Below are 10,861 nucleotides of genomic sequence, written 5' to 3'. Positions count from 1 at the left end.
TGCCAGCGCCGCCCGCGACCGCAGCGACCTGACCGATTGGGCCCAGGCCCTGGAACGCGGCGCCCAGGCCGAGGGCGATGCAGACATGCTCAAGGCCCTGGCGCTGGACGAAGCCGCCGCCGCGGCGATGCGCCGCCACCCCGACCGCCGCTTCGAGGTGCGCTACCCCGACGCCCTGCCGCTGCGGGCCGACCGCGAGCGGGCCCGTTACAGCACCTGGTACGAGCTGTTCCCCCGCTCCACCTCCCCCACCGCGGGCGTGCACGGCACGTTCCGCGACGTCGAGGCGCGCCTGGCCGATATCGCGGCCATGGGCTTCGACGTACTGTATTTCCCACCCATCCATCCCATCGGGCGGGAGCAGCGCAAGGGCAAGAACAATGCCCTGGCCGCGGGGCCCGACGATGTGGGCAGCCCCTGGGCCATCGGCGCGAAGGAGGGTGGGCACAAGGCCATCCTGCCCGAACTGGGCACCGTGCAGGACTTTCGCCGGCTGGTCGTGGCCGCCAAGGAGCAGGGCCTGGAAGTGGCGCTGGACATTGCCTTCCAATGCGCGCCGGACCATCCCTATGTGAAGGAACACCCCGACTGGTTCCGCTGGCGCCCGGACGGCACGGTGCAGTACGCCGAGAACCCGCCCAAGAAGTACCAGGACATCTATCCCTTCAACTTCGAATGCGACGACTGGCGCGGCCTGTGGAGCGAACTCAAAAGCGTGTTCGAGCATTGGATCGGCGAGGGCGTGCGCATCTTCCGGGTGGACAACCCGCACACCAAGGCCTTTCCGTTCTGGGAATGGGTGATCGCCGAGATCCAGCGCGACCACCCGGACACGATCTTCCTGGCCGAAGCCTTCACGCGGCCCAAGGTGATGCACGGGCTGGCCAAGCGGGGCTTCACCCAGTCGTACACCTACTTCACGTGGCGCAACACCAAGCACGAGCTGACGGAGTACTTCACCGAGCTGTCCACCGGACCGGGCCGCGAATATTTCCGGCCCAACGCCTGGCCCAACACGCCGGACATCCTGCACGAGCACCTGCAGGGCGGCGAGCCGGCCGTCTTCATGGCACGGCTGGTGCTGGCCGCCACGCTGGCCGCCAGCTACGGCATCTACGGCCCGGCCTATGAACTGCTGGAACACCTGCCGCGCGGGCCGGGCAGCGAGGAATACCTCGACTCCGAAAAGTACCAGCTGCGCCACTGGGACCTGGAGCGCCCCGGCAACCTGCGCGCCTTCATCACCCGCGTGAACCAGATCCGGCGCGAGAACCCGGCCCTGCATGCGGACCACAGGCTGCGCTTCCTGCATGTGGACAACGACCAGCTGCTGGCTTACATGAAGCACTCCGCTGACGGACGGAACATCGTGGTCACCGTGGTCAACCTGGACCCGCACCACCCGCAGTCGGGCTGGCTGCGGCTGTCGGCGGCGGACATCGCGGCCACCGACCCCTCCACGTCCGACATGCCGGCCTCGCAGCCCGCACCCCCTCCCGCCGACTGGCAGATGCACGACCTGCTGAGCCAGCAGCGATTCGTCTGGCAGGGCGATGCGCACTACGTGCTGCTGGACCCGCACCGCTCGCCCGCCCACGTGTTCGTGGTGCGCCGGCGCGTCGGCCGCCACGACGACTTCGACCATTTTGAATAAAAAGAAGAGCCGCCCATGAATGCACCTTTGGTCCACCCCCTGCCCGAGCCAGAGCCGGCCGTCACCCCCGAGAACACCGAGATCGACACCAGCGACGATCCCCAGTGGTACCGGGACGCGGTCATCTACCAGCTCAACGTCAAGGCCTTCTTCGACACCAACGGCGACGGGGTGGGCGATTTCAAGGGCGTGACCGCCAAGCTCGACTACGTGAAGGACCTCGGGGTCAACACGATCTGGCTGATGCCGTTCTACCCATCGCCGCTGCGCGACGACGGCTACGACATCTCCGAGTACGAAGACGTCCACCCGCAGTACGGCACGCTGGATGACTTCCGCGAGATGCTGGACGCGGCCCACCAGCGCGGCCTGCGCGTGATCACCGAGCTGGTCATCAACCACACCTCCGCCGAGCACCCCTGGTTCCAGCGCGCGCGCACCGCGCCGCCCGGCTCGCCCGAGCGCGACTTCTACGTGTGGAGCGACACCGACCAGATCTACCAGGGCACGCGCATCATCTTCACCGACACTGAGACGTCGAACTGGGCCTGGGACCCCGTGGCCAAGGCCTATTACTGGCACCGGTTCTTCAGCCACCAGCCGGACCTGAATTTCGACAACCCGCTGGTGATGGAGGCCGTGCTCAAGACCATGCGTTTCTGGCTCGACATGGGCGTGGACGGCTTCCGGCTGGACGCGATCCCCTACCTGATCGAGCGCGACGGCACCAGCAACGAGAACCTGCCCGAGACGCATGCGGTGATCAAGCGGCTGCGCGCCGCGATCGACGCCGAATACAAGAACCGCTTCCTGCTGGCCGAGGCCAACATGTGGCCAGAGGACGTGCGCGAGTATTTCGGCGATGGCGACGAATGCCACATGGCCTACCACTTCCCGCTGATGCCGCGCATGTACATGGCCATCGCCCAGGAAGACCGCCACCCCATCGTCGAGATCCTGCAGCAGACGCCCGACATTCCCGACGGCTGCCAGTGGGCAATCTTCCTGCGCAACCACGACGAGTTGACGCTGGAGATGGTGACCAGCAAGGAACGCGACTACATGTACACCATGTACGCCGCCGACATGCGCGCACGCATCAACCTCGGCATCCGCCGCCGCCTGGCGCCGCTGATGGAAAACGACATCGACCGCGTGAAGCTCATGAACGGCATGCTGCTGTCCATGCCCGGCTCCCCCATCATCTACTACGGCGACGAGATCGGAATGGGCGACAACGTGTTCGTGGGTGACCGCAACGGCGTGCGCACGCCGATGCAGTGGAACCCCGACCGCAACGCCGGCTTCTCGCGCGCCGACCCGCAGCGGCTGTACCTGCAGCCCATCATGGATGCCGTGTATGGCTACGAGGCGCTGAACGTCGAGGCCCAGGCCAGCGACCAGAGTTCGCTGCTCAACTGGACCCGTCGTATGCTGGCCGTGCGCAAGACCAGCCGGGCCTTCGGGCGTGGCCGGCGCATCTTCCTGAAGCCGGGCAACCGCAAGATCCTCGCTTACATCAGCGAACACGGCGACGACGTGATCCTGACCGTGTTCAACCTGTCTCGCGCCGCCCAGCCGGTGGAGCTGGACCTGTCGGCCTACAAGGGGCGCGCCCCACTGGAAATGCTGGGCCGCGTCACCTTCCCGCCCATCGGCGACCTGCCCTACCTGCTCACGCTGCACTCCTACGGGTTCTACTGGTTCCGCCTGTCTACCGAGGCGCAGGTGCCGTCCTGGCACCAGGACGGGCTCGACCTGCAGGAGCGCCCGGTGCTGGTGCTCTTCGACGGCTGGACCAGCTTCTTCCGCGAAAACGTGATGCCCTGGCGCATCGGCATGGCCGAACGCATGCGCGTGCAATTCGAATCCGACACGCTGCCGCGCTACATCGAGCTGCAGCGCTGGTACGCCGGCAAGGGCACGGCCATCGAGCGCGCACGCATCCAGGACCACACCGTGTGGAAGACCGAGGGCGGCTATGAATGGATGCTGCCGATCCTGAATGTCGAGGCTCCGTCCACGCCGCCTGCCTCGTACTTCGTTCCTCTGGCCCTGGCATGGGAAGAAGGCGATGAAGAGCGCATGCGCCGGCTCTCGCCCGGCGGCGTGGCGCGCGTGCGCCAGCAGGCCAACGTGGGCGTGATGGGCGACGCCTTCCACGACGAGGCCTTCTGCCGCGCGGTGGTGCGGGCCATCGGTGCCAACGAACAACTGGGAACCGACCGCGGCGGCACGCTGCGTTTTCGCAGCACCGTGGCCTTCGCCGGGATGGCGCAGGGGCTGGACGACCTCACCGTGGGCCGCCCGGGCGCGCAGAGCAGCAACACCGTGGTCACCCTGGGCGAAAAGCTGTTCCTCAAGGGCTACCGGCACGTGCGCAACGGGGTCAATCCCGAGCTGGAGGTGGGTCGCTTCCTGACCGAGGCCGCGCGCTTCGAGCATTGCGTGCCGGTGGGCGGCGCGGTCGAGTACGTCGCGGGCGACGGCACGACCATGACGCTGGCCCTGGTGCAGTCCTACGTGTCCAACCAGGGCGACGGCTGGGAATACACCCTGGGCTACCTGGAGCGGTTTCTGGAAGACACGCGCATCGCCTCGGGCGCCACGGCGGACGTGCATGGAGGCTTCCTCGCGCTGGTGCGAACCCTCGGCCGCCGCACCGCCGGCCTGCACCGGGCACTCGCGCTGCGCACCGGCAACCCGGCGTTCGATCCGGAGCCGGTCACCGCGCAGGACGTGCAGGCCTTCCATGAGCGGGCCCTGGCCGAGGCGGCCGATACGCTGGCGCTGCTGGAGCAGCGCATGGCCGACCTGCCCCCCGCCGCGCGCACCGATGCCCAGGCCCTGCTGGCCCGGCGCGCCACCCTCATGGACCGCATCGGCCAGGGTACCGGCGTGACCCCTTCGGGCCACAAGACGCGCTACCACGGCGACTACCACCTGGGCCAGGTGCTGGTGACCGACAACGACTTCGTCATCATCGACTTCGAGGGCGAACCCGGCCGCACCTTCGAGCAGCGCCGCGCCAAGAGCTCGCCCCTGCGCGACGTGGCCGGCATGCTGCGCTCGTTCAACTACGCCCGCTGGGCCGCGCTCAAGCGGATGACCCAGTCCACCGAGGAGATGCTGCGCCTGGACGAAGCGGCCCAGCAATGGGAACGCGAGACGCGCGCCGCGTTTCTCGAGGCCTATGCCGCCGAGGCCAGCGCCCCGGCCACCCACCCCGGCGCCCACTTGGAGGTGGCCCCCGTGCCGGACGGCGCCATCGTGGCGCTGTTCGAGATCGAGAAGGCGCTGTACGAGCTGCGCTACGAACTCGGCAACCGCGTCGATTGGGCGCAGGTGCCGCTGCAGGGGCTGCTGGCGCTCATCGGCGCCGCGGCCTCGCCCTCGCCCGCCCCTGCGGCACCGTAGGCGCCGGTCACCCGGCCCGCCAACGACCGTCCACGTTCACCCGATCAATTGAGGGCACCCTCCATGGAAAATTTCAGCATTCATCTGGAACCGGCCCGCGCCATGCTGCTGCAGGTCAGCGCATTCCTGCCGCGGCTTCTCATCGCCCTGCTCGTCGTCGCAGCCGGCTGGCTGGTGGCCAAGGCGGCGCGCTTCGCCATGACCCGCGGGCTGCGCGCGATCAACTTCCAGGTGCTCACGCAGCGCGCCGGGCTCGACGGCTTTCTGAAGCAAGGCGGCGTGCAGGGCGACACCACCAGCATCTTCGGCATCCTGGTCTATTGGCTGGTCATCCTCGCCTCGCTGCTCATCGCCTTCAACGGCCTGGGCCTGAGCTACGTGACCGCGCTGCTCAGCCGCGTGGTGTGGTTCGTGCCCAACCTGTTCATCGCGCTCATCATCCTCGCGCTGGGCGCGTACTTCGGCCGCTTCGTCGGCGAGATGGTGGCCGCGCAGGGCCGGCGCAGCGGCCTGAAGGAAACCGTGCTGCTGGGCAAGCTGGCGCAGTACGCCATCGTGGCCTTCGTCGTGCTGATCGCGCTCGACCACCTGCGCATCGGCGGCGACATCGTGCGCCAGAGCTTCCTCATCGTGCTGGGCGGCGCGGTGTTCGCCCTGGCGCTGGCCTTCGGCTTAGGGGGCAAGGACCGCGCGGCCGAGTGCATCGAGCACTGGTGGCGCCGCAAGCGCGGCCCGGGCGACGGCCCCGCGGGCGACGACCACCGCATTCCATGACACCGGCCCGGCCGCGTCAACGGCGCTGCCCACCAGGCTGCTGAGACGGCCCCTTCCACGCCCTCTGGGCGCCTCCACCCCGCGCTGTGTCGCGGGGTTTTTTTCGCCCCGCCGTTGCATGGCGCGGCGCACAGGGCCAAGCCGCACGGGAAAACCCCACCCCCCAGCGTCAGGCTTTTTTCAGCAGCCCGGGAGTACGATCGGCGCCACTGCCGGCCCTGCGTCCACGCGCAGCGGCCGGGCCGCCGTATTTCAATAATTCCCCAAGTTCTCCAGGAGACAAACCGTGTCAGGACTCCTCAAATTGGCCATGGGCATGGACTGGATTTCCACCAAGCTCAGCAAGGTGGCCGGATGGGCCGTGCTCGCCGCCGCTCTGATTTCCGCCACCAACGCGATCATCCGCTACGGCCTGGACATGAGTTCCAACGCCTGGCTCGAGATCCAGTGGTACCTCTTCGCCACCACCGTGATGCTGGGCGCGCCGCTGGTGCTCAAGCTCAACGAGCACGTGCGCGTGGACATCATCTACGGCCGGCTGCGCGGCAAGAAGCCCGTGCTGGTGGACCTGTTCGGCCTGATCGTCTTCCTGCTGCCGGTGATGGGACTGCTCACCTGGCTGACGGCGCCGTTCTTCTGGCACATGCTGGTGTCTGGCGAGATGTCCGGCAACATCGGCGGCCTGATCCGCTGGCCCGCCGCGTTGCTGATGCCCCTGGGCTTCGGCGCGATGTTCCTGCAAGGCGTGGCCGAGATCATCAAGCGCGTGGCCTACCTGCGCGGCGACATCCAGATGAACACGCACTACGAGAAGCCGGTGCAGTAAGCACCCGCCCGCCCTGCCCCACCGACTTCTCTCAGGACGACACCAGAATGCACATGGAAAACTTTGCCCCGATCATGTTCGCGGGGCTGATCGTGATCATGCTGATCGGGTTCCCGGTCGCGTTTTCGCTCGCGGCCCTGGGCCTGTTCAGCGGATTCTTCGCCATCGAGATGGGCTGGTTCCCAGCCAATTTCATGGCGAACCTGCCGATCAACATGTTCGGCATCCTGTCCAACGACCTGCTGCTGGCCATTCCGTTCTTCACGCTCATGGGCGCGGTGCTCGAGAAATGCGGCCTGGCCGAGGACATGCTCGACTCCATGGGCCAGCTGTTCGGCCCGGTGCGCGGCGGGCTGGGCTACTCGGTCATCATCGTGGGCTTCATCCTCGGGGCCATCACTGGCACCGTCGCCGGCCAGGTGATCGCCATGGCCATGATCTCGCTGCCGGTGATGATGCGCTACGGCTACAACATGCGCTACTCCACCGGCGTGCTGGCGGCCTCGGGCACCATCACGCAGCTGGTGCCGCCCTCGCTGGTGCTGATCGTCATGGCCGACCAGCTCGGCCGTTCGGTGGGCGACATGTACAAGGGCGCCTGGGGCCCCGCCATCCTGCAGGTGCTGATCTTCGCCATCTACACCTTCCTGCTGGGCCGCTTCCGCCCCGAGTACGTGCCCGGCCTGCCCAAGACGGCGCGCACGCTGCACGGCTGGGCCCTGTGGGGCAAGTGCCTGCGCGGCATCATTCCCTCGGCCATCCTGATCTTCGCGGTGCTGGGCTCCATGGGCGGCCTGCCCTTCATGGACCACGCCATCGCCACGCCGACCGAAGCCGGTGCCATGGGCGCGGTGGGCTCGCTGATCCTGGCGGCCATCCACAAGCGGCTCACGTGGCAGCTCATCAAGGAAGCGATGGACGGCACCATGCGGCTCACGGCCATGGTGGTGTTCATCCTGATCGGCTCTCGGGTGTTCTCGCTGGTGTTCCAGGGCGTGGATGGCGCCATCTGGATCGAACACCTGCTGAGCGACCTGCCAGGCGGCCAGATCGGCTTCCTGATCGTGGTGAACATCTTCATCTTCTTCCTGGCGTTCTTCCTCGACTTCTTCGAGATCGCCTTCATCATCCTGCCGCTGCTGGGCCCCGTGGCGCACAAGCTGGGCATCGACCTGGTGTGGTTCGGCGTGCTGCTGTGCGTGAACATGCAGACGAGCTTCATGCACCCGCCCTTCGGCTTCGCACTGTTCTACCTGCGCGGCATCTCGGACACGCTGTTCAAGGAAAAACGCATCGACAGACCGGTCAAGTCCAGCGACATCTACATGGGCTCCATCCCCTGGGTGATCATGCAGCTGATCCTGGTGGCGATCGTGATCTTCTTCCCGCAGACGGTGACCGTCTTCCTGGACAAGGAGCAGGTGGTCGACCTGGACAAGGTGCAACTCGAGATGCCGGCCGACTCGTCCGCCGAGCCCACCATCAACATGGATGACCCGTTCGGCACCGGAGAAAAGCCCGCAGCGGGCAGCGCCGCCCCGGCCGCCGAACCCGGTGCCGAGGCCATGCCGGTGCCCGAGCCAGCACCGGACGCCGCACCCGCCGAAGGCGCGGCCAGCACGCCGCAATGACGGGCAACTCCCCGAACGTGCCACCTGCGGACGCAGCGGACGCACCGGGCGGTGCCGGGGGCACCTGGCTGGAAAGCGCCGCCTACCCGCCCGCGGTGCGCGGGCTGGCCGTGGCCATCGTCTTGGCACTTGGCGCGTTCGCGGCCTGGTCCGTGCCCGCGCTGCGCGGCGCGCAGTGGTCCTTCACCAGCCTGGCCACCTTCTGCCTGGCCGGGGTGCTGATCGCCTGGGTGGGCTGGTGGATGGTGTTCAGCCGCACGCGCTTCACGGGCGACGCCCTGCTGCAATCGTGGCTGTGGGACAAGAAGGTGCACATTCGCGAAGTGGCCACTTTCAAAATCGTGCACTGGCCCTGGCTGAGCGGCATCGTCGCGCCCCGCATGCTCGTGCGCCGGCGCAACGGCAGCATCGCCTGGGTGCATTCGGCCGACCCGGCCTTGTTGGTGGCCTTCGGCGAGGCGGTGGTGCGGCAGGGCAGCAATCCACAAGCCCGTTCTGAAGACCAGCCCCCGACAGCTCGCTGAAGCGCCGGGCGAAATGCCACCAGCCGCTGCTGCGGTGCGCAGCCAAGGCCGTGGTGCGGCAAGGCGCATGATCCACGCGCCCACGGGGGCGCGACCAGTACCAGGATTCGAACCTTGGAGCCCCTGCTCCCGTTTCAACCCACACATCCCGCGAGGGACGCGACAGACACTCTGCGTTGGTGCTTGCGCACCAGCCAGGCACCCAAAAAAAAGCCGCCGTTCAAACGGCGGCTCGGAGGATTGCGCAGTTACAGCTTCTGCTGCTGCATGAAGCGGTCGAACGTGCCTTCGGTGAAGCGGAACCAGGCGTTCTGGTCGGCCAGGAACTTGGAGTAGTCGGGGTAGATTTTCTTCCACTCGGGGTTGCTGTTGTTCAGGTCCGAGTAGATCTGCTGGGCCGACTTGAAGGCCGCGTTCATCACGTCCTGCGTGAAGGGACGCAGCTTGGTGCCGGAGCCCACCAGTTGCTTGATGGCCACGGGGTTGCGGGCGTCGTACTTGGCGAGCATGGTCACGTGAGCGTGCGAGGCGGCAGCTTCCACCACGGCCTTGTATTCGGCCGGCAGGCCTTCCCAGGCCTTGGTGTTGATGTAGAAGTCCAGCTGCGGGCCGCCTTCCCACCAGCCGGGGTAGTAGTAGAACGGCGCGACCTTGTTGAAGCCCAGCTTCTGGTCGTCATACGGTCCCACCCACTCCAGCGCGTCGATCGTGCCCTTTTCCAGCGCGGGGTACAGGTCGGCACCGGGGATGGACTGGGGGATCACGCCGAACGGCTCCAGCACCTTGCCCGCGAACGGGTTGGTGCGGAACTTGAGGCCCTTCAGGTCGGCGACCGACTTGATTTCCTTGCGGAACCAGCCGCCCATCTGCGCGCCCGTGTTGCCGCCAGGCAGGTTGATGATGTTGTACTTGGCGTAGAACTCGCGCATGAGCTTCAGGCCGTTGCCCTCGTACATCCATGCGTTCATCTGGCGTGCGTTCAGGCCGAACGGCACGGCGCAGCCCAGGCAGAACGTCGGGTCCTTGCCGTAGAAATAGTAGGGGGCCGTGTGGGCCATTTCGACGGAGGCGCTCTGCACGCCGTCCACCACGCCGAAGGCGGGCATCAGCTCGCCGCCGGCATGCACCGAGATCTGGAACTTGCCGCCCGTGGCTTCGCTGACCTTCTTGGAGAACACCTCCGCCGTTCCGTAGATGGTGTCGAGCGACTTGGGGAAGCTCGAAGCGAGGCGCCAGCGGATGTTGGCCTGCGCATGCACTGCAGGGGCCGCGCCCGCGGCCAGCACGCCGACGATGCCGGCGTGCTTGATGATTGAACGACGATCCATGAGGATTGATCTCCGAGATATTGTTGGCAGAACCCGGCGCTGGTGGGCACCGTGCGCCCAGGGCAAGAAACTGTGTGGGCCGAGGACGATTGTAGGAACATGCCCCCTGCGGGTTTTGCGGGTTTTCCCGTGAAAGAACCCACCCGTTTCGCCCATTCAGGGTTCTGCAAGCATCGGGCGCGCGCACTTCGCGGAGATCGACAGCGGGCGCCTCGGGGCCAGGGCATCAGTGCCCGTGCCGCGTTTGCGAAGGCCCACCCACCTCGGGCCGTCTTGGAACGGGTCCGGCGGTCTCAGGCCGCAGTGGACGGTGCCAGGAACCGCGCGCGCACGGCCTGCTCGATGCCCGCCGCATCCAGCCCCTGCAGCGCCAGCAGCCTGGCGGGGTCGCCATGTTCGATGAACGCATCGGGCAAGCCCAGCTGCAGCACCGGCCGCACCACGCCCGCGGCGTTGAGGGCCTCGCACACGGCGCTGCCGGCGCCACCCAGCGTGGTGCCCTCCTCCAGCGTCACCAGGGCCTCGTGGTTCGCGGCCACTTCCAGCAGCAGGGCCGTGTCGATGGGCTTGGCCCAGCGCATGTTGACCACCGTGGCATCCAGCGCCTCGCCCGCCTGCAGCGCGGGGTACAGCAGCGTGCCGAACGCCAGGATGGCGATGCGCCGGCCCTGCGGCGCCGCGCCCGTGCGGCGCACCTCGCCCTTGCC

8 protein-coding genes are annotated in these 10,861 nt (G+C 67.3%); 6 read left to right on the top strand and 2 right to left on the bottom strand.

Going from position 1 to position 10,861, the window contains the following annotated elements; all coding sequences use genetic code 11:
* The 6 genes from AC27KI_RS13690 to AC27KI_RS13665 form a co-directional block, all read left to right on the top strand.
* The coding region (locus tag AC27KI_RS13690) for an alpha-1,4-glucan--maltose-1-phosphate maltosyltransferase (RefSeq protein WP_487114261.1) at nucleotides 1–1,654 on the top strand (1,654 nt) is incomplete at its 5' end.
* A 15-nt stretch (nucleotides 1,655–1,669) separates the two neighbouring features.
* Complete coding sequence (treS, locus tag AC27KI_RS13685; protein ID WP_284428957.1) at nucleotides 1,670–5,071, top strand: maltose alpha-D-glucosyltransferase; 3,402 nt, start codon at nucleotides 1,670–1,672, stop codon at nucleotides 5,069–5,071.
* 63 nt (nucleotides 5,072–5,134) lie between these two features.
* Nucleotides 5,135–5,845, top strand: a complete 711-nt coding sequence (locus AC27KI_RS13680; protein WP_487114258.1) for a mechanosensitive ion channel family protein — start codon at nucleotides 5,135–5,137, stop codon at nucleotides 5,843–5,845.
* A 286-nt stretch (nucleotides 5,846–6,131) separates the two neighbouring features.
* Entirely contained in the window at nucleotides 6,132–6,671 is a 540-nt protein-coding gene (locus AC27KI_RS13675) for a TRAP transporter small permease subunit (protein WP_272564385.1), read from the top strand.
* 47 nt (nucleotides 6,672–6,718) lie between these two features.
* On the top strand, nucleotides 6,719–8,302 hold the full coding sequence (locus AC27KI_RS13670) for a TRAP transporter large permease (protein ID WP_487090009.1): 1,584 nt from the start codon (nucleotides 6,719–6,721) through the stop codon (nucleotides 8,300–8,302).
* Nucleotides 8,299–8,826, top strand: coding sequence for a hypothetical protein (locus AC27KI_RS13665; protein WP_487090461.1), 528 nt, complete (start codon nucleotides 8,299–8,301; stop codon nucleotides 8,824–8,826). The genes AC27KI_RS13670 and AC27KI_RS13665 overlap by 4 nt, the downstream gene beginning before the upstream one ends.
* Nucleotides 8,827–9,074: 248 nt before the next feature.
* Here AC27KI_RS13665 and AC27KI_RS13660 read toward each other — a convergent pair whose 3' ends face one another.
* Together AC27KI_RS13660 and AC27KI_RS13655 are read right to left on the bottom strand one after the other, a co-directional pair.
* Nucleotides 9,075–10,154 carry a TRAP transporter substrate-binding protein gene (locus tag AC27KI_RS13660; protein ID WP_272548513.1) on the bottom strand — a complete coding sequence of 360 codons (1,080 nt, stop codon included), beginning with the start codon at nucleotides 10,152–10,154 and terminating at the stop codon, nucleotides 9,075–9,077.
* A 293-nt stretch (nucleotides 10,155–10,447) separates the two neighbouring features.
* On the bottom strand, nucleotides 10,448–10,861 hold a 414-nt coding region (locus tag AC27KI_RS13655; RefSeq protein WP_487114256.1), incomplete at its 5' end, for a transketolase C-terminal domain-containing protein.

It is taken from the genome of Acidovorax sp. KPB24-03 (assembly GCF_057546605.1).
Note: the sequence above shows the minus strand (reverse complement) of the source record. Positions and strands in the feature narration are given on the sequence as shown.